Annotated in this window: 21 protein-coding genes; 2 read left to right on the top strand and 19 right to left on the bottom strand. The window is 54.1% G+C overall.

Annotated elements, in window-relative coordinates:
* Positions 1-70: 70 nt before the first annotated feature.
* Genes nlpE through GKAS_RS03320 form a run of 3 tightly spaced genes read right to left on the bottom strand, consistent with a single transcriptional unit; the run spans position 71 to position 1,764 of the window.
* Positions 71-772 (bottom strand): envelope stress response activation lipoprotein NlpE, encoded by a 702-nt coding sequence (gene nlpE / locus GKAS_RS03330; protein ID WP_035891982.1) that lies wholly within the window; start codon positions 770-772, stop codon positions 71-73.
* Positions 773-808: 36 nt separating this feature from the next.
* Positions 809-1,222: an alternative ribosome rescue aminoacyl-tRNA hydrolase ArfB gene (arfB, locus tag GKAS_RS03325; protein WP_035891981.1), complete on the bottom strand. Its 414-nt coding sequence runs from the start codon at positions 1,220-1,222 to the stop codon at positions 809-811.
* Positions 1,219-1,764, bottom strand: a complete 546-nt coding sequence (locus GKAS_RS03320) for a YaeQ family protein (protein WP_035891980.1) — start codon at positions 1,762-1,764, stop codon at positions 1,219-1,221. Before GKAS_RS03320 ends, arfB begins: the two co-directional genes overlap by 4 nt.
* A 176-nt stretch (positions 1,765-1,940) precedes the next feature.
* Here GKAS_RS03320 and GKAS_RS03315 point away from each other — a divergent pair, with 176 nt between their 5' ends.
* Together GKAS_RS03315 and rof are read left to right on the top strand one after the other, a co-directional pair.
* Positions 1,941-2,141 carry a YaeP family protein gene (locus GKAS_RS03315; RefSeq protein ID WP_035891979.1) on the top strand — a complete coding sequence of 67 codons (201 nt, stop codon included), beginning with the start codon at positions 1,941-1,943 and terminating at the stop codon, positions 2,139-2,141.
* A complete protein-coding gene (gene rof, locus GKAS_RS03310) occupies positions 2,128-2,388 on the top strand; it encodes a Rho-binding antiterminator (RefSeq protein WP_035891978.1) in 261 nt (86 codons plus the stop codon). The genes GKAS_RS03315 and rof overlap by 14 nt, the downstream gene beginning before the upstream one ends.
* Before the next feature lies 1 nt (position 2,389).
* Here the strand turns inward: rof and tilS are convergent, their stop codons facing one another.
* The 16 genes from tilS to ispU form a co-directional block, all read right to left on the bottom strand.
* Positions 2,390-3,706 (bottom strand): tRNA lysidine(34) synthetase TilS, encoded by a 1,317-nt coding sequence (gene tilS, locus GKAS_RS03305; protein WP_035891995.1) that lies wholly within the window; start codon positions 3,704-3,706, stop codon positions 2,390-2,392.
* 63 nt (positions 3,707-3,769) lie between these two features.
* Positions 3,770-4,159 (bottom strand): VOC family protein, encoded by a 390-nt coding sequence (locus tag GKAS_RS03300; protein ID WP_035891977.1) that lies wholly within the window; start codon positions 4,157-4,159, stop codon positions 3,770-3,772.
* Between the two features lie 62 nt (positions 4,160-4,221).
* A complete protein-coding gene (gene ldcC, locus GKAS_RS03295) occupies positions 4,222-6,360 on the bottom strand; it encodes a lysine decarboxylase LdcC (protein ID WP_035891976.1) in 2,139 nt (712 codons plus the stop codon).
* Between the two features lie 76 nt (positions 6,361-6,436).
* The gene (locus tag GKAS_RS03290) at positions 6,437-8,191 is read right to left on the bottom strand and encodes a glycoside hydrolase family 19 protein (RefSeq protein WP_035891975.1); all 1,755 of its coding nucleotides are present in this window, start codon (positions 8,189-8,191) and stop codon (positions 6,437-6,439) included.
* 182 nt (positions 8,192-8,373) lie between these two features.
* Positions 8,374-9,333 carry an acetyl-CoA carboxylase carboxyl transferase subunit alpha gene (gene accA, locus GKAS_RS03285; protein ID WP_035891974.1) on the bottom strand — a complete coding sequence of 320 codons (960 nt, stop codon included), beginning with the start codon at positions 9,331-9,333 and terminating at the stop codon, positions 8,374-8,376.
* A gap of 12 nt (positions 9,334-9,345) precedes the next feature.
* Positions 9,346-12,828 (bottom strand): DNA polymerase III subunit alpha, encoded by a 3,483-nt coding sequence (gene dnaE, locus GKAS_RS03280; RefSeq protein WP_035891973.1) that lies wholly within the window; start codon positions 12,826-12,828, stop codon positions 9,346-9,348.
* Positions 12,829-12,864: 36 nt separating this feature from the next.
* Complete coding sequence (gene rnhB, locus GKAS_RS03275) at positions 12,865-13,461, bottom strand: ribonuclease HII (protein WP_035891972.1); 597 nt, start codon at positions 13,459-13,461, stop codon at positions 12,865-12,867.
* Positions 13,458-14,606 (bottom strand): lipid-A-disaccharide synthase, encoded by a 1,149-nt coding sequence (lpxB, locus tag GKAS_RS03270; protein WP_035891971.1) that lies wholly within the window; start codon positions 14,604-14,606, stop codon positions 13,458-13,460. The genes rnhB and lpxB overlap by 4 nt, the downstream gene beginning before the upstream one ends.
* On the bottom strand, positions 14,606-15,394 hold the full coding sequence (gene lpxA / locus GKAS_RS03265) for an acyl-ACP--UDP-N-acetylglucosamine O-acyltransferase (protein WP_035891970.1): 789 nt from the start codon (positions 15,392-15,394) through the stop codon (positions 14,606-14,608). Before lpxA ends, lpxB begins: the two co-directional genes overlap by 1 nt.
* Before the next feature lie 3 nt (positions 15,395-15,397).
* Positions 15,398-15,853, bottom strand: a complete 456-nt coding sequence (gene fabZ, locus GKAS_RS03260; protein ID WP_004145858.1) for a 3-hydroxyacyl-ACP dehydratase FabZ — start codon at positions 15,851-15,853, stop codon at positions 15,398-15,400.
* A 103-nt stretch (positions 15,854-15,956) separates the two neighbouring features.
* Positions 15,957-16,982: a UDP-3-O-(3-hydroxymyristoyl)glucosamine N-acyltransferase gene (lpxD, locus tag GKAS_RS03255; protein ID WP_035891969.1), complete on the bottom strand. Its 1,026-nt coding sequence runs from the start codon at positions 16,980-16,982 to the stop codon at positions 15,957-15,959.
* 3 nt (positions 16,983-16,985) lie between these two features.
* Entirely contained in the window at positions 16,986-17,471 is a 486-nt protein-coding gene (skp, locus tag GKAS_RS03250) for a molecular chaperone Skp (RefSeq protein WP_035891968.1), read from the bottom strand.
* 126 nt (positions 17,472-17,597) lie between these two features.
* Entirely contained in the window at positions 17,598-20,003 is a 2,406-nt protein-coding gene (bamA, locus tag GKAS_RS03245; protein ID WP_035891967.1) for an outer membrane protein assembly factor BamA, read from the bottom strand.
* Positions 20,004-20,034: 31 nt separating this feature from the next.
* Entirely contained in the window at positions 20,035-21,387 is a 1,353-nt protein-coding gene (rseP, locus tag GKAS_RS03240; RefSeq protein WP_035891966.1) for a sigma E protease regulator RseP, read from the bottom strand.
* 11 nt (positions 21,388-21,398) lie between these two features.
* The gene (gene cdsA / locus GKAS_RS03235) at positions 21,399-22,256 is read right to left on the bottom strand and encodes a phosphatidate cytidylyltransferase (protein ID WP_035891965.1); all 858 of its coding nucleotides are present in this window, start codon (positions 22,254-22,256) and stop codon (positions 21,399-21,401) included.
* Between the two features lie 12 nt (positions 22,257-22,268).
* Entirely contained in the window at positions 22,269-23,027 is a 759-nt protein-coding gene (gene ispU, locus GKAS_RS03230) for a (2E,6E)-farnesyl-diphosphate-specific ditrans,polycis-undecaprenyl-diphosphate synthase (RefSeq protein WP_072011334.1), read from the bottom strand.
* Positions 23,028-23,225 lie beyond the last annotated feature (198 nt).

The following is a 23,225-nucleotide window of genomic DNA, read 5'->3' as shown; positions in this document are numbered from 1 at the left end:
GCCTCACATATACGTGAGGCTTTTTTATATCAATGCTCTTGTACGACCGCCATCCGGCCTACAAACACCGTTACTTCGCGCTGGAACAGTCTTTACCCGGCGTAAATTTCCCGGCTTTATCGGTTGCCAGCGTTTTCACCATCGCGCCGGTATCCGGGTTCGGCTCAACGGTAAAGTGCCCATCGACCACCAGCAGAATCGGCTTGCTGTCGCTGCCTTGTGCGGCGGCGTAGTCACGCTCCAGCTGCGCGTTATTCGCTACCGCTACGCGCTGTCCGGTGGCGCAGTCGGTGAAGGTTGCCGCATCCGCCATATAGAAGTACATCCCGCGCATCGCCATTGGCGTGGTTGGCAGGCTGGCGTTCACCGGCTCCAGCGTATAGTTAAGCTTTGATTCAATCGGGTTACCCTCGCGATCGAGCATCTCCAGCTTCTCGCCCTTCGCGCGGTAGTAAGATTTCTCGCCTTCGCTATCGGTCAGCACCAGCTTATCAGCGGTACGCGCCCAGGTACCGTAGGAACCAAACGACGACGGTTCACGGCTCACGCCCTGATAGCGTTCGTTCATCACCCAGGTGCCGTCCTTTTCGAGGAACAACGAGGTTTCAATACCTTCACAATCGGCGCAAGGGATAACGCCACGCCAGCTTTGCTGCATCGGCGTTAACTCAGCCGCCTGAGTCGGTTTAAGCGTCTTCACTTCCGAATGGTTGCAACCGAAAAGCCCAAACAGCATCCCCGTAGCCGCAATGGCCAATATCGCTTTTTTCACCCTCAATTCCTTATTCTTATTACATCCACGTCCGGCTTAATAGCGAACTTTACCGCGCAAATTTTTCACTGAAGACTTTTGCGCTTTCGACGTCAGCCGCCGCTCCTTCGAAGCCCGGGTTGGGCGCGTCGGTCGTCGGCTTTTTTGTTCTGCGGTCAGCGTCTGGATAACCGCGACCAGGCGAGCTATCGCCGCTTCACGGTTCATTTCCTGACTGCGGTACTCCTGCGCCTTAATAATAATCACACCATCGGCAGAAATTAAGTGGTGGTTAGCTTCGAGCAGGCGCTCTTTATAATACTCTGGCAGGCTGGAAGCTCGGATGTCAAAACGCAGGTGAATCGCCGTTGAGGTCTTATTCACGTGCTGACCACCCGCCCCCTGCGCCCGGATGGCGGTAATCGTCAGCTCCGAGTCTGGGATACTCACCTGCCGGGAGATAACAATCATGCCGGCAGCTGCCACGGCGCCAGGTGAATTTCCAGATTATTCTGAGCATCAGAAAGCCAGATTGCCCCTTCTTGAATGGTGGCCTGTAGCGTCATGGTGCGTTCAGCAAACGCGCTCAGTTTCGCTAGCTGTTCGTCGTCAAGATACCAAACCGCCAGGTTCTTAAAGCCCGCCATCTTGTTCTGATTTTGCTGCCACCAAATCTCTGCCGCACGACTATTGTAGGTGAATAACGCCACCTCTTGAGACAGACTGCAGGCTTTTTTAATTCGACGTTCATCCGGCAGACCGAGTTCAATCCACAAGTCGATACCCATATGGTCGTTGCGCAACCATACTTCCGGCTCATCCTCAGAGGAAAGGCCGCGGGTAAACTGCAGACGTTCGTTCGCGTACTTAATCCACGCCAACAGGCGCAGCATCATGCGCTCCTGGGTTTCAGATGGATGGCGAGCCAGCGTTAACGACGCATCCAGAAACTGGTTCCGGTCGAGATCCGCGACGTTCACCACCGCCTTATAAATTGTTGCTTTCAGCGCCATGACTTCACTCCTGCGAAAAATGGGGCTCATTGTAGCGAAATCAGGGCCAAAAGGCTGTTCTGAATTGCATCCGCCGTCGCTCATCCCGCTGATAATGCTTAAATGAGTATGATATAGTCACCTTGCTAAACAGAGATTATCTTCATAGGCTTATTGAAGCGCAGACAGGAGGGCACGTGGGCAACTATTGTGAGTTGATTCGTCAACGCTACGCAGAGATTGCGAGCGGTGATTTGGGGTATATCCCGGATGCGCTAGGTTGTGTACTGAAGGTGTTGAACGATGTTGCGGCGGATAATGCCATTTCCGAATCAATCAGGGAAAAAGCCGCGTATGCGGCGGCAAACTTACTGGTGAGCGATTATGTCGATGAATGATACTTATCAACCCATCAATTGTGATGACTATGACAATCTTGAGCTCGCCTGCCAGCACCACCTCGTCCTGTCGCTGGAGCTGAAAGACGGCGAAGTGCTGCAAGCCAAGGCTCATGATCTGTTATCACGTAAAAACGTGGAATATCTGGTCGTTGATAGTGCGGGCGAACTGCGCGAACTGCGCCTCGACCGTATTACCAGCTTCAGCCACCCCGAAATCGGGACCGTGGTCGTTAGCGAATCATGATTCAATCACGGGCGGCATCGCTGCCCGTTTTATCCCACCTCAGCGCTATGCCCTTGCCTGCTTCACATGTCCCGTCGACCGTGACAAAGACACCGACCGCCGTAATGAGCGTTTCACCATAAAATAGCAGCGGCGTGGTGTCGCGCAACCAGGGCGGAACGCCTAGTTCTTGCCAGATTTTCTTGAGCTTACGGCCACCGTGACGCCCGACAATATGCAGCATCCCCGGCGCTTTAAACCGCACGGAAACCAGCTCATCAGCCCGAGGCGGGCGAATATCGCCGCCAGCGGTGCAGTAAAGTTGACCAAGTTCCCCCGGCAGTACCAGCGGCATCGTGCGGTCAGCCCATTCCAGCACCGATTCTGTTTGCCCCTCCAGCGCCTTCACCCACCAAAGCTGCTGCTGATAGCGGCGAACCTCGAAGTTCCCCAGACGCAGGCAAGGCGTCGCGTCTTCCCGCGCCAGCGCCACCTCTTGCCACACCCTGGCTATCGTCTCACGCGAAGGCATCGGCGCACCGAGCCACGCCAGCCAGCGGCGCAAAATCGCCGCCCGTTTTGGCGCGCTCATCGTCATCATCGGTTCGATGGTCAACGTCCCGGCATCCGTACGCAGTCGCGCAAGCTCATCCGCCAGCAGTTCATCCAGCAACTGTTCCTGCTCAGCGCACAGCGCCGCGCTTCTGGCCGATGCTTCGGCAAAGTGGGGCCAGCGGGCGTTGAGTAACGGTAAGACGCGCAGACGCAGGAAATTACGATCATAGGCATCGTCCTGGTTGCTCTCATCCTCAATCCACGTCAGCGCATGCGTCTGCGCCCAGTGCAGCAACGCCGCACGGGTTTCATGTAACAGCGGACGAATCAACTGCGTGTCACCAAACGCCGCATACGTCGGCATAGCTGACAGTCCGGCGGGCCCACTACCGCGTTTAAGCGCTAACAGCAGGGTTTCGCTTTGATCGTCAAGATGCTGCGCCGTAAGCAGTACCTCTCCCGGGATAAGCGCCTCGCGAAAAGCCTGATAGCGCGCGGTTCGTGCTTCCGCCTCTAGCCCCAGACCGTTTTGCGCCAGGGTGACTCGTTCTACCACCAGTGGCACCTGCCATTGTGTACAAAGCCGCTGGCAATGCGCTACCCAGCTATCGGCGTTCTGACTAATGCCGTGATGGATATGGACCGCGCGCAACGAAATAGATGGCTCCTGCTGACGCCAGCAGACCAGTTGATGCAACAGTACCGTTGAATCAAGGCCACCGCTGAATGCCACCAGAAACTGGCGGTGCGGTGAGAGTCGTTGCGCGAGCGAAGATATTGTCATGGGGATGTCGTCATCAGAAAGATAGCCCGGCACGTTACCGGGCCGGGCGCTCACAGGCAAGCCTTACTGCTGGTATAGCTCCAGCGGCAGGCCGTCTGGGTCATTGAAAAAGGTAAAACGCTTATCGGTAAACGGGTCGATACGGATCGCTTCACAAGCGACACCATGCGCCTCAAGGTGCGCCACCGCCACATCGATATCATCGACGCTGAACGCCAAATGGCGCAGGCCACAGGCTTCCGGGCGGCTGGGGCGCGCTGGCGGGAACGGGAAAGAGAACAGCTCAATCACATATTGACCGTTTAGCGCCAGGTCGCCTTTCCATGAATCGCGTTCATGTCGATAAACTTCGCTTTGCAGCGTAAAACCAAGAATATCGCAGTAGAAGGATTTACTCTTAGCGTAATCGGTCGCAATAATGGCAATGTGATGAATCTGTTTTAATCCCAACATCGTTTCTCTCCGTTAACCGTATCTCAGCACGTTACCCGCGTGGGTCGTTATCACGCAACCCCTCAATGGTTTTTTAGGACTCTCACACGGTAGACGCCGTTTTCATCGCGTTTTGCACCGTGGATATCGGTTTCAAAGCCCGGATAATGTCGCCCAACGGAGCAGAGCATCAGCAGGAAGTCGAGCACAGAACGACTCTCTTCCGTAATCATCTCACCCGGCATCAACAGCGGTACGCCCGGCGGGTAAGGCAGGATCATATTGGCCGAAACGCGCCCGACCAGATCTTCCAGCGCCACCGTTTCCACCTCGCCTTTGATCTGTTTCTGCCACGCCCGATGCGGCGTGAGCTTCATCTCTGGCAGCACGTCAAAGGCGCGCAGCATCAAGCGCGGAAGATCGTGCTGGCGAATCAGGCGATGGATCCCCTGCGCCAGATCCTGGATACGCATATTGCGATAGAAGTCAGGATCTTCAGCGTAGAGATCCGGCAGCATGTTCTTCACTCGCAGGTTCAGATCGTAGGCGCGCTTAAACTCGGTGAGACCACGCAGCAGCCCCATCGCGCGGGTTTTATCGATCCCAATGCTAAACAAGAACAGCAGGTTATACGGCCCGGTCTTTTCGACGACCACGCCGTGTTCATCAAGGTACTTCGCCACCAGCGCTGCCGGAATACCCTCATCGCTCATGTTGCCCTGTTCATCCATTCCCGGCGTAAGGATTGTCACCTTCACCGGATCGAGGAACATATGATCGGCATCGGCATCGCTAAAACCGTGCCACTCTTCACCCGGGGAAACCGGCCAGCACTCCGCTTCGTCGATGGCTTCCGGCTGCCAGATATCAAAGAACCAGCTGTCCGACTCTTCACGCAGGCGCTGAACCTCTTTGCGGAAATGCAGCGCACGCTCCACCGAGCGGTTAATCAGGCGTTTACCGGGGTTACCGCGTAGCATAGCTGCCGCCGTCTCTATTGAGGCGACAATCGGGTAGCTTGGCGAGGTGGAGGTGTGCATCATAAAGGCTTCGTTGAAGGTATCTTCGTCGTAGTCGCCCTTAATGTGGATTAACGAGGCCTGCGACAGCGCCGCCAGCATCTTGTGCGTAGATTGCGTTTCGAAGAAGACCTTGCCAGGCACCCGCTCACCGCTCATGCCGCTTTTACCCTGATAGATGGGATGGAAGTGGGTATACGGCACCCAGGCCGAATCGAAGTGAATCGACGGCACGTCCAGCGTCTGTTTGATCCAGTTAGTGTTATACAACAGACCGTCGTAGGTGGAGTTGGTGATAACCGCATGCACCGGCCACTCGGCGCCGTCGGTACTGTTCACCTTCTGCTGCAGGCTGTCGCGGGTAAACTCGCGCTTCGGAATGCCGCCAAGTATCCCCAGCGCATTGCGCGTTGGTTTCAGCCACAGCGGCACAACGTCGTTCATCATCAGCAGGTGCGCCAGCGACTTATGGCAGTTACGGTCAATCAGCAATGTGCTGCCGCTCGGTGCGGCGTACATGCCGACGATTTTGTTCGAGGTTGAGGTGCCGTTGGTCACCATATAGCTCTGCTCGGCGCCAAAGGTGCGGGCGATATACTCTTCGGCCTCAAGGTGCGGCCCGGTGTGATCCAACAGTGAGCCCAGTTCGGTAACGGAAATCGACACGTCGGCCTTCAGCGTATTCGCGCCGAAGAAATCATAGAACAGGCAGCCTACCGGGCTTTTCTGGTAAGCCGTACCGCCCATGTGTCCGGGCGTACAGAAAGTGTATTTGCCTTCCGTAACGTAGGTAAACAGCGCTTTGGTGAACGGCGGCGTGATGTTATCGAGGTATTCGTCGGTATACTGGCGGATGCGCGTGGCGATATCGTCGGCCTGGCCCAGCGCATATTCAAAGAACCACAGCGCCATACGCATGTCGTGCGCGCTGACGTCCATCGTCGAGTGGTTATTGATAAAGGCGTAGAGCGGCAGATACTCATTAAGCTGATTTATCTCACCGCAGAGATCGACGCTGTATTCGTCCCAGTCAAAAATCACGCCACTGATACGCGGGTTGTGTTCGATAAACTTCAGCAGATCGGCGCTGTTCTGTGGCCAGATAATCTGAAACCCCTGATGCTGTAGCGCACGTTCGAGTTCCTTAATGGGCTCATCTTTATAAAAGACGCCATGCGGTCCCATGATGGCAATGATATTCATGCGTTCCTCCTGGAAAAACCTGAGGTAAGCATAGTAACAATCCTGCCAGTGCATAGCACTGACAGGATTTTTTAGATTAAAGCGCCTTCCAGGCATCTCCCCATGCAAACCCCACGCCCGGTTCATAATAGCTTGGGCTGGCGTTACACCAGGCACCGTCTGGCAGTGGCTTACATTGATACAGTGCGCCGTTGTTATTCACAATATCACCCGCCGACCAGGTGGTTGCACTGTTCCAGGCTGGATAGGTTACATCCGCACCCTGCTCACCAGAGGATTTCGCTTTTACGTTCAGCGTATACTCCGTCGTGTCAGAAAGTGTGCCATCACTTACCTTCAGGCTGATCACATACTGGCTATCTTTTGTCACTTCTGGTGCCGTGAACGTCACCACGGACTTATCTTCACCACTGACGGTTTGACCATCCTGAGACATCCAGGTATAGGTCAGTTTATCGCCATTAGCGTCGCTAGAATCCGCTGCGCTCAACGATACCTGGGCACCCGCCTCAACGGCGCCGACCGGCCCCGAAATATGCGCGACAGGTGCGACATTTTCAGCAGGCGTTGGAGTTGGTTTAGTGCTGTCCTCTGATTTACCAGAATCGTCTACTACGTTAACGTTAAAATACTTCTGTACGCACTTCGTGTAGTCGCCTTCTTTAAACGCGGTGAAAGGCGTCTGATAACCGACCAGCTGACAAGAATAGGTTTTACCGTCAGGTGTATCCGCACTCCATCCCCAATCTTCTTCCCAGTAGATAGGCAGGGCACCAGCGCCACCTTCGTCAAACTGCTTCATGTTCTTACAGCCGAGGACCTCATCGTCGGCAACCGGAACTTTCAGATAGTTGGCAAACTCTTTGTAGTAAGCGATACGGTTCAGAGACTGAGCATTTTCTTCTGCCCCGCCGCACTCTACGCCACCGTTGATAATCTGAATAGTCACGCCAAATCCGTCAACCAGGCCATTCGCTTTATCATGGTCATTAGGCTGCCAGGTACCGTCTATGACATGCAGCATGGATGGTTTTGGAGGCTGTGGGTAAACGAAGAAGAATACCGCACTTGCCAGGTTCATCCAGGTGTCTGCCACCAGTTCCGGTTTATCCAGCAGAGGACGAACGTCACCACCGTACATGGCATCCGAGAACGGACCATAGTTATAGTTATAGGAGAGCTGTTTTGCACCGCGACCAAAGTAGCTCAGGTAGTCGCCGTCTTTATCTGTGCCGCAAGGCCAGGTCTGTCCCTGCCAGATATCAGGATTACATTCGCCGTTGTAGCCGCCTTTCTGCCCTTCAACCCAACCGACTTCACGCAGATAAACCAAAGCCTGACGCCACTCTGGAATATCGCGCCAGCTTTCATGGCCACCGGTTTCCTGTGCAAAGTGCGCAAACATTGTCGCCAGAGATTTCCGGCAAATGGCATCACTATCACGCCCATCAGTATAGGTCCCGCATACCGCCGGGAATTTGCCAATGGCTTTCAGAAAATTACTGTACGTGTATTCCGATGCCCGCATCGGGAACAGAAAATCCCAGTCCTGTTCTGAAATAACGCTTTCTACGCGTTTAACGTTTTCCGGATTGGCCGCCCGACCGGGTTCAATCTTCTCGACTTCACTGTTTGCCAGCGTCGCGATGGAGGATTTCACTGCGTTCATTAACGGGAAATCCGTTAACGATTTCTCTTTTGCCGCCAGGTCACTGGCATTAATGGTATAGAGCTCACTGCTACTCAGCAAAGACGCAGCATGTGCGCCAGATAAACTAAAAATAATCCCTGCAGCAACGGCGCCTACCGCCATTTTTTTTCGCATTGCCATATCTATTCTCCTTGAGTGTTATGTCTAACCAGCCGGGAACGCATCGCTGGCCGTATTAACAATTTCAAGGATGAATGGCTCAAACCCTCAATCACAATGGCTCATTGCCATCTCATTTTTTCTCACACACAAAAAAAAAGAGGCCGGATTATCCGGCCTCTTACAAAATGTGTTGCGGTTAATTATGCGTAACCGTAGCTCATCAGACGCTGATAGCGACGGTTAAGCAGGTCTTCTTTGCTCAGTACGTCGAGATCCGCGAGGTCAGCCAACAGCTGTGCCTTCAGGGAGGCCGCCATCACCTCTGGGTTACGGTGTGCGCCGCCCAGCGGTTCTGGAACGATAGCGTCGATAAGTTTCAGCTCTTTCAGACGCGGCGCGATGATGCCCATGGCTTCAGCAGCCAGCGGCGCTTTGTCGGCGCTTTTCCACAGAATGGAAGCGCAACCTTCCGGAGAGATAACGGAATAGGTGCTGTACTGCAGCATATTCACTTTATCGCCCACACCGATAGCCAACGCGCCGCCGGAGCCGCCTTCGCCGATAACGGTACAGATGACCGGTACGCTCAGGCGAGACATCTCACGCAGGTTGCGGGCGATGGCTTCAGACTGACCGCGCTCTTCTGCGCCCACGCCAGGGTATGCACCCGGGGTGTCGATGAAGGTGATGATAGGCATATTGAAACGCTCAGCCATCTCCATCAGACGCAGGGCTTTACGGTAGCCTTCCGGCGCTGGCATGCCGAAGTTACGACGGATTTTCTCTTTGGTTTCGCGACCTTTCTGATGACCAATAATCATCACCGGACGACCGTCCAGACGTGCGATACCGCCGACGATAGCTTTATCGTCAGCATAGGCGCGATCGCCCGCCAGTTCGTCAAATTCATCAAACGCCAGGCGGACATAATCCAGGGTGTACGGGCGCTGCGGATGGCGCGCCAGTTGGGCTACCTGCCATGCGCCGAGATCGGCAAAGATTTTGCGCGTCAGCTCTACGCTTTTTTCACGCAGACGATGCACTTCTTCGTCGATATTAATATCCAGTTTCTCATCCTGACGGCTAACCGCAGTCAGAGAATCGATTTTCGCTTCCAGCTCTGCAATCGGCTGTTCAAAATCAAGGAAATTCAGACTCATAGTATTCCTGTATTAGTCAAACTCCAGTTCCACCTGCTCCGAACCGATGAGGCCACGCAGATCGTTGAGTAAACGATCGCTCGGAGAGACACGCCAGGTTGCACCGAAACGCAACCGCGCACGTGCATCCGCCCTCTGATAGTAGAGATGTACTGGAATGGTTCCCGAACGATGGGGTTCCAGAGACTGACGGAGTCGGTTTAAAAGCTGGTCATCAATTTGCCTGTCCGTCAGCGAGATAGCAAGCCCGCGAGCGTATTTTTCCCGGGCTTCGTCAATGTCCATCACTTCGCGGGCCATCATTTTAAGGCCGCCGCTGAAGTCATCAAAGCTGACCTGTCCGCTGACGATAAGTATGCGGTCGTTTTCCAGCAGATGCTGGTATTTTTCCAGGGCTTCGGTGAATAACATCACTTCTAGCCGTCCGGATCGGTCATCCAGGGTGCAGATACCGATACGATTGCCTCTCTTGGTGACCATAACCCTTGAGGCAATCACGAGCCCCGCAGCCGTGGTCACTTTACCACGTTCTGTCGGATGCATGTCTTTTAGGCGATAGCCGCCGACATAGCGCTCAATTTCTTTAAGATACTGGTTAATCGGGTGACCCGTTAAGTATAAACCTAACGTTTCACGCTCACCTTCCAGTACCGTGTGTTCAGGCCAGGGCATGCAGTTCGCGTACGACTGCTCAATTTGCTCCGGCTCTTCCGCCAACACGCCGAACATATCGGCCTGACCAATAGCTTCTGCTTTCGCGTGCTGGTCAGCCGCTTTTAACGCATCGCCCAGCGAATTCATCAGCGCGGCGCGGTGTGGGCCAAGGCGGTCGAACGCCCCGGACATAATCAATTTTTCCAGCACCCGACGGTTAAGCTTTTTCGTATCGGTGCGCGCACAAAGGTCAAACAGCTCGCGGAAATAGCCACCGTTATTACGCGCTTCGATAATGGCTTCGATTGGGCCTTCGCCCACGCCTTTAATGGCGCCGATACCATACACGATTTCCCCGTCATGATTAACGTGGAAATGATATAAACCGGAATTGATATCCGGCGGCAGGATTTTTAGCCCCATTCGCCAGCATTCATCCACCAGCCCGACCACCTTCTCGGTGTTATCCATATCGGCAGTCATTACCGCCGCCATAAACTCGGCCGGATAGTGCGCTTTCAGCCACAGCGTCTGATAGGACACTAAAGCATAAGCAGCGGAGTGCGATTTGTTAAACCCGTAACCGGCGAATTTCTCTACCAGGTCGAAGATTTTCATCGCCAGTTCGCCGTCAACACCGCGACTTTTCGCCCCTTCTTCGAAGGTGCCGCGCTGCTTGGCCATCTCTTCCGGCTTCTTCTTACCCATTGCACGACGCAGCATATCCGCGCCGCCGAGGGTATAGCCGGAAAGCTCCTGGGCAATCTGCATAACCTGTTCCTGATACAGGATAATGCCGTAGGTTGGCTCCAGTACTGGTTTCAGACATTCGTGCTGCCACTGTACGTCTGGGTATGAGATCTCTTCACGCCCGTGCTTACGGTCGATAAAGTTATCTACCATCCCCGACTGCAGCGGGCCTGGACGGAACAAGGCCACCAGCGCGATCATATCTTCGAAGCAGTCAGGCTGCAGACGTTTAATCAGATCTTTCATGCCGCGGGATTCAAGCTGGAAGACCGCGGTGGTCTCCGAGCGCTGCAGCATATCAAAGCTTTTCTTATCGTCGAGCGGAATGGCCGCGATATCCAGCGGCGGCTCGCCGTTACGCTCACGACGGGCGTTGATCATCTCCAGCGCCCAGTTAATGATGGTAAGCGTACGCAGGCCGAGGAAGTCAAACTTCACGAGCCCCGCGTATTCCACGTCGTTCTTATCGAACTGAGTAACCGGGTGCAGACCCTGCTCGTCACAGTACAGCGGCGCAAAATCGGTAATTTTGGTTGGTGCGATAACCACGCCACCAGCGTGTTTACCGGCGTTTCGGGTGACCCCTTCCAGCTTACGCGCCATGTCTATCAGCGCGCGAACTTCTTCATCCGCCTCGTAAATTTCCGGCAGCTGCGGTTCAACTTCAAACGCTTTCGCCAGCGTCATGCCCGGATCGGGCGGCACCAGCTTGGAGATACGGTCAACGAAGCCGTACGGGTGACCCAGTACGCGGCCTACGTCGCGGATAACCGCTTTCGCCGCCATGGTACCGAAGGTGATGATCTGCGATACCGCATCACGTCCATACATCTCCGCCACGTGCTCAATAACCTGGTCGCGTTTCTCCATGCAGAAGTCGACGTCGAAGTCGGGCATCGAGACACGTTCCGGGTTAAGGAAACGTTCGAACAGCAGGTCGAGTTCGAGCGGATCAAGGTCGGTAATTTTCAGCGCATAGGCCACCAGTGAGCCCGCACCGGAACCACGTCCCGGCCCTACCGGTACGCCGTTATCTTTTGACCACTGGATAAACTCCATTACGATCAGGAAGTAGCCAGGGAACCCCATCTGGTTGATAACTTTGAGTTCAACGTCGAGACGTTCGTCATATTCCGGGCGGCGTTTGGCGCGCTCTTCCGGATCCGGGAACAGGAACTCAAGACGCTCCTCCAGCCCCTCTTTCGACTTCGCCACGAGGAAGTCCTCGGTGGTCATATCACCGGTCGGGAACTGCGGCAGGAAGTACTCACCCAAGCGCACCGTCACGTTGCAGCGTTTAGCTATCTCAACGGTGTTTTCCAGCGCTTCCGGGATGTCGGAGAACAGCTCGCACATCTCCTCTTCACTGCGCATATACTGCTGCGCAGAGTAGTTACGCGGACGCTTTGGATCGTCGAGGGTAAAACCATCGTGGATGGCGACGCGAATTTCGTGCGCGTCGAAATCTCCCGGCTCGAGGAAGCGTACATCGTTAGTCGCCACCACCGGCAGACCGCGCGTTTCCGCGAGCTCCACCGCCGCATGCAGGTACGACTCTTCATCCTGGCGGCCGGTACGAATCAGCTCAAGGAAATAACAGTTTGGGAAATGTTCTTCATAAAAACCAACGCACTGCTCCACCAGCGCCATATTACCGCGCAACAGGGCACGCCCGACGTCGCCCATACGGCCGCCGGACAGCAAAATGAGCCCCTCTTTCAGCTCAAGTAGCCAGTCACGATCGATGATCGGACCGGCCGCGCCGTAGCCGCGCTGGTAGGCTTTGGAGATCAGCAGCGTCAGGTTCTGGTAGCCGGTGTTATTGGCCGCCAGCACCGTTAAATGGGTGAGTTCATCGCCGAACAGTTCGCTCTGAACGTTAAAATCCGCGCCGACGATCGGCTTGATCCCTGCACCATGGCCCGCTCCGTAGAACTTCACCAGGCCGCACAGGTTAGTAAAATCGGTGATCGCCAGTGCAGGCATGCCAAGCGCGGCCGCCTTTTTCACCAGCGGCCCGGTTTTTGCCAACCCATCGATCATGGAGTAGTCGCTATGCACCCGCAGGTGCACGAAACGTGGTTCAGCCATCTTTAGATTCCGGTTTACTTATTCACGACACACGAATCAGGACGCAAGTCCCAGTGCACGTTTGACGGGAGCAAAGCTGCGTCGATGATGTTCGGTAGCGCCATATTGCGCCAGCGCTTCCAGATGGAAAGCGGTTGGATAGCCCTTATGCTGGGCAAAACCGTACTGCGGGAACACTTTATCCAGCTCGGTCATCTCGGCATCTCGCGTCACTTTAGCGAGAATAGACGCCGCGCTGATTTCCGCCACTCGGCTATCGCCTTTCACCACAGCCATGGATGGCATTGGCAGCGCCGGACAGCGGTTGCCGTCGATCAGCACATATTCCGGCGGGATAGAGAGCCCGGCAACGGCACGCTGCATCGCCAGCATGGTGGCATGCAGAATGTTCAGTTCGTCGATTTCATGCGGCTCCGCGCGGCCAAGGCTCCAGCACAGCGCTTTTTCTTTGATTTCGTCAAACAGCGCCAGGCGGCGTTTTTCGCTCAGCTTCTTGGAGTCGTTCAGGCCGACAATCGGGCGAGCAGGGTCGAGTATGACCGCTGCGGTCACCACCGCGCCAATCAGCGGGCCGCGACCAACTTCATCCACACCCGCGACTAAATGGGTGTGGGGATATTCAAATTCAATCATTGTGCAAGCTCCAGCACCGCATCTGCCGCCTGTTCATCCGCATTGCAGCGAATTTGCAGGTGCAGGTCGCGGAAGGTATCGTGCATCGCGTGGCTAGTCTTACCGTTTGCCAGCAACGGCTGCAACGCATCGGCTAGCGCCTGCGGCTGACACTCATCCTGCAGTAACTCTTTCACCAGCTCACGGCCGGCAAGCAGGTTTGGCAGGGAAACGTAATCGGTTTTCACCAAACGCTGAGCAAGCCAGAAGGTAAACGGCTTCATGCGATAGCCGACGACCATCGGACATTTTGCCAGCATACATTCTAGCGCCGCCGTCCCGGATGCCAGCAATGCGGCATCGCTAGCGATCATTGCTTCGCGCGCCATGCCGTCCAGCATATGCACGGAAAGATCCGGCGCGACGTCGGCCTTGATACGTTCAAACTGCTCGCGACGTTTTGCATTCACCAGCGGCACCACCACTTCAAGGTCGGGGTACTGCTGACGCAACAGCTGTGCCGTTTTTAAAAAGTCTGCGCTGAGCATTTCCACTTCGGCACCGCGGCTGCCGGGTAACAGCGCCAGACAGTGCACGTCGTGGGCGATACCCAGCGTATCACGGGCGGCGTTTTTATCGGGGTCAAGCGGCATGGCATCTGCCATGGTATGACCGATAAAGCGGCACGGGACGTTAAATTTGTCATAAAACGCTTTTTCAAAAGGCAGAAATGCGAGCACCAGATCGGTAGCTCTGCCAATTTTGAAGACGCGTTTCTGTCGCCAGGCCCAGACGGACGGGCTGACGTAGTGGATAGTTTTAATGCCCTGTTTCTTAAGGTTGCCCTCAAGGGTGATATTGAAATCGGGGGCATCAATGCCGACAAAGACGTCGGGCTTGAGATCGGTAAAGCGTTTGGTCAGGTCAGCGCGAATGTGCAGCAGACGACGCAGTCGCCCCAGCACTTCAACGATGCCCATCACCGCCAGCTCTTCCATTTCGTACCAGGCTTCACAACCTTCAGCCTGCATACGCGGACCCGCAACGCCAACAAAACGGGCGTTGGGAACTCGCGCCTTGAGGGCGCGAATCAGACCTGCACCAAGAATATCGCCGGAGGTTTCTCCGGCGACCAGGGCAATCGTTAGCGGACGCTGCTCAATCATTAACGAATCAGGCCACGCGTAGAGCGGGCGAAGAAATCGCTGAATGGTTGAACTTCCGGGTACTGCTTCGCCAGTTCGGCGATTTCCGGTTTAGCTTCGTCCAACGTTTTGCCACTGCGGTACAACGCTTTATAGGCGTTGCGGATCGCGGTGATCGCTTCGCGGCTAAAGCCACGACGCTTCAGGCCTTCGATGTTGACGCCAAACGGCGTCGCGTGGTTGCCCTGAGCAATAACGTACGGAGGCACATCCTGAGCAACGCCAGAACAGCCGCCGACCATCACGTGCGCACCAATAATGCAGAACTGGTGCACTGCGGTCATGCCGCCGATGATAACAAAATCATCCAGCGATACGTGACCCGCGAGCGTCGCGTTATTGGCCAGGATACAGCGGTTACCTACGGTACAATCGTGCGCTACGTGAGCGTTGATCATCAGCAGGTTATCGCTGCCCACCTTCGTCAATCCACCGCCCTGTTCTGTGCCACGATGAATGGTGACGCTTTCGCGGATGCGGTTGCGATCGCCAATTTCCACGCGAGTCGGTTCACCAGCATATTTCAGGTCCTGGTTAACTTCCCCGATAGAGGCGAACTGATAGATCTCATTATCACGACCAATAGTGGTATGGCCGTTAACAACAACGTGAGACTTCAGTACGGTGCCTTCGCCGATAACGACGTTTGGCCCCACAATACAAAACGGACCAATGTGGGCGTTAGCGCCGATAACGGCACCGTCTTCCACAATGGCGGTAGGATGGATAAAGGCGGTTTTATCAATCACGGATCAGGCCTCCCGGCTACGCGCACACATCATCGTCGCTTCGCAAACTACTTTACCGTCTACCAGCGCAACGCCTTTAAAGCGAGTCAGGCCACGGCGAGTTTTCTCGAAGGTGACTTCCATAATCATCTGATCGCCAGGCACGACAGGACGCTTGAAGCGCGCTTCATCGATACCAGCAAAGTAGTACAGCTCGCCAGGCTCCAGTTTACCAACGCTTTTAAACGCCAGAATACCGGTTGCCTGAGCCATCGCTTCCAGAATCAGCACGCCCGGTAAAATCGGTTTGCCAGGGAAGTGGCCCTGGAAAAACGGCTCATTTACGGAAACATTTTTCACTGCGCGCAGAAAACGACCTTCTTCAAAATCCAGCACGCGGTCTACCAGTAAGAACGGGTAGCGGTGTGGCAGAAGTTCTAAAATCTCTTCAATGTGCAGAGTATGAGTGTCAGTAGTCAAAATACTCTTCCTGTCAAAATATACTAAGGGGCAATAATAACACGGCCTGCCGGATTACAAGAATGCCGACAGGCCGGAAAGTATCATGCGATACAGATGAAAATTAGTCTTGATTATCAAGCTTGCGTTCAACAGCTTTGAGACGCTTGCTCATTTCATCAATATTCATCACCAGCGCGGCAGTTTTGCGCCATGCCTTATTAGGCTGGAGCGGGATACCTGACGAGTAAACGCCAGGTTCGGTAATTGGACGCATAACCATGCCCATACCGGTTACTGTCACTTTGTCGCAGATTTCCATGTGACCGTTGATGACGCTGGCACCGCCAATCATGCAGTAACGGCCAATTTTCAGGCTGCCGGCCATAATAACACCGCCAGCAACCGCGGTATTGTCGCCAATCACCACGTTGTGCGCAATCTGGCACTGGTTATCAATGATAACACCGTTGCCGATCTGTGTATCATCCAGCGCACCGCGGTCGATCGTTGTACAGGCGCCGATCTCTACGCGATCGCCAATAATGACGCGACCAAGCTGAGGGATCTTCACCCAATTTCCACGATCGTTGGCGTAGCCAAAACCATCCGCGCCAATGACGGTGCTGGATTGGATCAGGCAATTCTCACCGATCTCGACTTCGTGGTAAATGGTGACGTTTGCCCACAGACGTGAACCTGCGCCAATTTTCGTTTTTTTACCAACGAAACACCCCGCCCCAATCACAACGTTATCACCGAGCACAACGTCAGACTCAATCACCGCATTCGGACCGATGGAGACGTTGTTACCGAGTACCGCAGACGGACTAATCACCGCGCTCGTAGCGATATCCTGTGCTGGCTGTGGCGTGGTATCTAAAATTTGAGCCATACGTGCGTAAGTCAGGTAGGGATTCTTCACTACCAACGCAGCGCCTTTGGCAAAAGGCAGTAATTCTTGCGTCAGGACAATCGCCGACGCTTCGCACGCAGACAGGTGATCACGGTACTTAGGATTAACCAGGAACGTGATATGGCCCGCTTTAGCGGATTGCATGGACGCGACAGCGGTGATGACGATATCGCCATCACCGTGTAATTCCGCATCCAACTGCTGAGCTAAGTCAGCCAGTCGAATTGAAGGCATTACTTATTTAACCTGTTTCAGTACATCAGCGGTGATGTCTTTTACATCGCTGCTGTTGAATGCAACGGCGTTAGCATCAACAACCAGGTCAATGCTCTGGCTTGCAGCAACGGATTTCACAGCAGTCTGGATACGAGTAACCAGTTTGCCACGTTCTTCGTTGGTGCGACGCTGACGGTCCTGTTCAAAGGACTGCGCTTTCTGGGAGAAAGTCTGACGCTGGGAAGTGATGTCTTTTTCCAGCTTGGTGCGATCGGCACCTGCTTTCATAGACTGCAGACGCTGCATTTTAGATTGCAGGTCACCTTCCATGCGCTGAAGTTCGCCAGCACGGCCTTTGAATTCGTTTTCCAGGGTGCTGGAAACGCCCGTTTTCTGTGCAACTTGCTGGAACAGGCTACCCATGTTAACAATTGCAATTTTATCTGCTGCTTGAGCAGATGCAGCCATTGCTAAACCCAGACCTGCAGCGACTAACCACTTTTTCACAATAATACTCCTTACCATCCCATATGTACCCGAGGGTACTGTTCTTTTGGTGGCCGAAGCCACCTTGACGCTATCGCCTAATGCCAGCAAAACTACACTGAACTTGCATTCCTTTGCAAAGAGCAATTACCAGGTTTTACCAATGTTGAACTGGAACTGCTCGGATTTGTCTCCCTCGTATTTCTTATACGGCTGGGCGTAGGAGAAGACCAACGGCCCTAATGGGGACATCCATTGTAATGCGATACCCGCGGACATACGGATATTGCTCGGATCGCTGTAGTCTGGAATGCTGCTCGGAAGCCCTGAAGGGTTCCAATTGGTATCCCACACGGTACCCGCATCCCAGAAGAATGAGGTACGCACCGAGTTCGCGTATTTATCGCTGATAAATGGCGTTGGTACGATCAGCTCAAGGCTGGCCACGCCCATGGCGTTACCACCGACCGCATCGTCGGACTTACAGTAACCACCTTTCTGGTCGCAGTTATCCAAGCCTGATGCACCATAATAGACCGCTTTCGGACCGATGGTGTTGGACTGGAAGCCACGCACGGTGCTTGAACCACCAGCATAGAAGTTCTCATAGAACGGCAGTTCTTTACCGCCTAAACCGTCACCGTAGCCCCACTTGGTACGACCCAGAACCACCCACTTATGATCTTCATCCAGCGGGAAGTAGGACGCCGTATCCAGCGTTACCTTATAGAACTCGTTATCGGAGCCTGGGATTGTAACCTTACCGTTCAGGTTGACGCGCGAACCGTCCGTTGGGAAGTAGCCGCGGTCAAGTCGGTTATAGGTCCAACCGTAGTTAAAGGTGAAATCGTTAGCACTGAAGCCGTTATCATCGCTGGTTTTACCCGCCGTCTGGCCGATAGAGTCCAGATAACGCCACATCGCCACCTGCGGTTCCATATTGGACAGGTCGTTGTGGACATAGCCCAGACCCGCACGCAGTGAGTTGTATTCGTTAATCGGGAAGCCCAGCGTACCGTCTACACCATAACTTTTGTTGGTATAGGACGACAGGTCAGCATCATCCGCTTTAAAGTCATTGTAGAAGACACGGCCACCAAGGCTAACACCATCCACCGTAAAGTACGGGTTGGTCACAGAAAGCTCGGTATAGGTCTGGTAGTCGTTCTTGGTACCGTTGATACCGACGGAATAACCGGTACCTAACCAGTTATCCTGCTGAACGCCTGCCTGGAAGCTCACGCCGCTTTCCGTACCGTAGCCAATACCGAAGTTGAAGCTACCGGTGTTACGCTCTTTGACCTTGTAAACCACATCCACCTGATCCGGGCTGCCCGGTACGCGTTGGGTTTCAGTGTCGACGGTTTCGAAGTAGCCCAGACGGTTCAGACGATCTTTACCCTGGTCAACTAAATCACCGCCCAGCCACGCCCCTTCCATCTGGCGCATTTCGCGACGCAGAACGGAATCTTTTGACGTGTCGTTACCGACAAAGCGGATGTTACGCACGTAGAAGCGGTTACCTGCATCGACGTTGATGTGCAGCTTAACCGTTTTATCCGTGTCATTAATTTCAGGCTGAGACTGTACGCGTGGATACGCGTAGCCGTAGCGACCAAGAAGTTTCTTAATGTTATCTTCCATTTTGGTCACTTTCGCGCCGTTATAGAGTTCACCTGGCTCAATCTTAGTCAGGCTCTCAATTTCAGCCGAGTGCCCTGCCAGGTTACCCGTCACCTGTACGCCAGACAGTTTGTACTGGTCGCCTTCGGTGATGTTAACGGTGATGTAGATGCCTTTTTTATCCGGCGTCAGGCTCACCTGCGTGGAATCGATGTTGAAACGGGCGTAACCGCGATCCAGGTAGTAGCTGCGCAGGGTTTCAAGGTCACCCGCCAGCTTCTGTTTCTGGTATTTACGATCGCCAACCACGTTCCACCACGGCACTTCGTCACGCAGCTGGAAGGTTGAGATCAGATCTTCGGTGCTGAACGCATGGTTACCAACGATATTGATCTGTTGGATCTGGGCGGAAACCCCTTCCTGGAAGACCAGCTTCAGGTCGACACGGTTACGCGGCAGCGGCGTAACAACCGCCTTCACGCTCGCGCTATACTTACCGACGCTGTAGTAGAAATCTTCCAGTCCTTTTTCGATATCGGAGAGGGTTGTACGGTCGAGAGATTCGCCAACACGAACGCCAGAAGCTTCGAGGTTCTGTTTTAGCATGTCATCTTTCACCGACTTGTTGCCGGAGAAGGTGATGCTAGCAATTGTTGGGCGTTCTTTGACCTGCACCAGTAACACATCGCCGTCTCTCAGGACGCGAACATCCTCAAAGTTGCCCGTAGCAAACAGGGCGCGAATGGTGTTACTGATATCATCATCAGAGACGGTATCGCCAGGACGTACTGGCATACTGAGAAGGGCCGCACCAACAGCGACACGCTGCAAGCCTTCGAAATGAATGTCCTTCACCACGAACCCGTCAGCACCGTACACGGTCGCGCTGCTAAACAGCAGCGACGCTATAAGCAACTTTTTCATCGCCATCGTTATTATGCGTTCTTCCTAACTAACTCTCTTACAACCGAGAGAAATCATTGAAAAGTGCAAGCCCCATTAACAGCATCAGCAGAATCGAGCCGATGCGGTAACTAAAGTCTTGAACTCGCTCGGATACCGGGCCGCCTTTCAGCTTCTCAATCGCTAAAAACAGCAAGTGTCCCCCATCTAAAACAGGGAGCGGGAACAGGTTGATTATGCCTAAATTCACGCTGATGAGTGCAAGAAACATCAGGTAGTAAATCAGCCCATACTCCGCAGACATCCCAGCCCCCTGGGCGATCGAAATCGGCCCACTGAGGTTGTTCAGTTTGACGTCACCGGTGATCAATTTTCCCAGCATACTGACGGTCAGCTTCATCAACTGCCCGGTTTTCTCCGTGGCTTCGACGATAGCGCTGAACGGCCCATACTGGCGCACTGTCTTATATTCCTCAGGCAGCGGGATAACTTTCGGTACTACCCCTGCGAACCCTTCCGCTTTTCCGTTACCGTGTTTTGTATCCGGTATCAGAGTTAAAGACAAGAGAGTCCCCTGCCTTTCGATCTCCAGCTGTAACGCTTTGCCTGGATTGTCGCGTACCAGCGTGACAAACGTCATCCATTGCGTCAGCGGTTGACCGTTGACTGTAACGATCCGATCCCCTGCTTGTAAACCGGCTTTACGCGCCGCAGAGTCAGATTGCACCTCTGCCAGCACTGGTTCAATCTGCGCGCCACGAGGGCGAATACCGAGCGAAGTCACCGGATCTTGTTTATCCGGTTCAAACGCCCAATGCCGCAGGTTGAGGATTTTATCCTGCCGCTGCTCGCTGCCGAAAGGGGAAACGGTGAGGGTGGTGCTTTCATCACCAATTTTCGCCACTAACGCCATACGTACAGCATCCCAATCAGGCGTTTCGATACCATCTACGGCTTTAAGTTCCGTGCCTGGTGCAATTTGTGCTTCTGCGGCGATGGAATTGGCGGTTATTTCACCAACTACTGGACGAATACCAGGGACACCGATGATGAACACCAGCCAGTAGGCGAAGATAGCAAAGAGGAAGTTGGCGATAGGGCCGGCGGCGATAACGGCGGCTCGCTGGCCCACCGTTTTGTTGTTGAACGCCATATGACGCATCTCAGGCGCCACTGCGTCAACGCGCTCGTCGAGCATTTTGACGTAACCGCCCAGCGGGATAAGGGCGATAACAAATTCAGTGCCGCGTTTATCAACGCGGCGCCAGAGCGCTTTACCAAAACCAATGGAAAAGCGCTCTACACGGATACCACAGCGCCGAGCAACCCAGAAGTGACCAAATTCATGTACGGTGATCAATACCCCTAGCGCGATAATAAACGCGGCAAGGTTCCAGAGAATGCTCAGCATAAGTCCATCCGTTAGATCGTCCTGAAAACCAGCAGCAGCAAGCAGGCGAACACCGGAACTGCCGCCGTCAGGCTGTCAATGCGGTCAAGTATCCCGCCGTGGCCTGGGATAAGATGCCCGCTATCTTTGATGCCAGCTTCACGTTTGAACATGCTCTCAGTGAGATCGCCCAATACCGAAGCCAGCGCTGCAACGATGGAACAGGTTAACAGTGTGGATGGGGCAACGTCCAGATTTGCCCACAGGCCATAGGCCCAGGAAATGATTGCCGCCGTCACCAGGCCGCCAAAGAAGCCTTGCCAGGTTTTGCCCGGAGAAACCTTCGGTGCCAGCTTATGTTTGCCAAAAAGCTTACCAAACATGTAGGCCCCGGAGTCAGCGCCCCATACCAGAATCATGACGTAAAGCAGCCACAGCGCGCCGCTGTAGTGGTTTTCATCATAATGCCAGGAGCGCAGCGCCAGCATTCCCCAGAAAAACGGGACAATCGTAACGATGCCGAAGACCAGTCGCAGTACCTTGGATTGACGCCAGATAGCAGCGGACCCTGGATAGGAAAGGACCAGCAGCAAGGCGACAACCCACCAAATCAGGGAGGCCCACAGCGAAGTTTCAACGACCGGCTGATGGATATTATGGTGATATTCCGGAATTAAGAAGAGCATCACCGCCAGCAACAGGCCACAGAGTACCGCCAGCCACACGCGCTGTGTCCGCGAGGTGAAACCGCTTAATTGCCCCCATTCCCATGCCGCCAGCATACAAACGACCAGCGTAACAATAGCGAAGCCGCCAGGCGGCAGCAAAAACAGGGCTGCAATAACAACCGGTATTAAAATCAATGCAGAAATCAGGCGATACTTCAGCAAAAGCTACCCCCATCAGGCCTTGTCGCCACCAGGCTCGGTGCCACCGAAACGTCGCTCTCGATTAGCGAAAGCATGCAGCGCACCTTCAAAGTCTTGTTCATCGAAATCGGGCCAAAGAACATCTGTAAAGTAAAGTTCAGCATAGGCAATTTGCCAGATAAGAAAGTTACTGATCCGATGTTCTCCCCCGGTCCTAATTACTAAATCTACGGGAGCCAGTTCATGCATGCAGATCTGCTGAGAAAGCAGTTCTTCACTAATTTGATCGGGGCGGAGCTCCCCTTCCTGAACCTGTTCGGCTAAGCGCTGAACTCCCTGAACAATATCCCATCGACCGCCATAATTAGCAGCAATGTTCAATGTTAGCCCCGTATTATTTTCCGTCAGCGCTTCCGCTTTACGAATTCGCTCCTGCAGGCGCGAATTAAACCGACGGGTATCGCCAATAATCCGCAGCCGAACATTATGGCGGTGCAGACTTTTCACTTCGCTGTCCAGTGCCCAAACGAACAGCTCCATCAACGCACTCACCTCTTGCTCAGGGCGATTCCAGTTTTCACTGCTGAATGCGTATAGCGTTAATGCCTCAATACCGTTGCTCGCCGCATAGGATACGGCTCGGCGCACGGATTTCGCCCCGGCTTTATGGCCAAAGGCGCGAATCTTACCTTGCTTTTTCGCCCAGCGACCATTGCCATCCATAATGATTGCCACATGGCGGCAACCGTGGGCTGGCTGACTCTCGCTGGTTGGTTGATTAGCAGACAACATAACGCGTTTTTAATCCATGAAAAGGGATGAGCGGTACCCCGGAATACAGCCATACACTTCATCCGTCAGGAAAACCTGAAGGATTTTACGTATCTTTGTCTCGCAAAAAAGCCGTGCTAAATCACGGCTCTCCCGACCCCGCAGCGAAAACACACTGAGATCGGGTGGCGCAGACTATATCACTGAAGCCAGACGCTA

The organism is Kluyvera ascorbata ATCC 33433 (assembly GCF_000735365.1).
GTDB lineage: Bacteria > Pseudomonadota > Gammaproteobacteria > Enterobacterales > Enterobacteriaceae > Kluyvera > Kluyvera ascorbata.
Note: the sequence above shows the minus strand (reverse complement) of the source record. Positions and strands in the feature narration are given on the sequence as shown.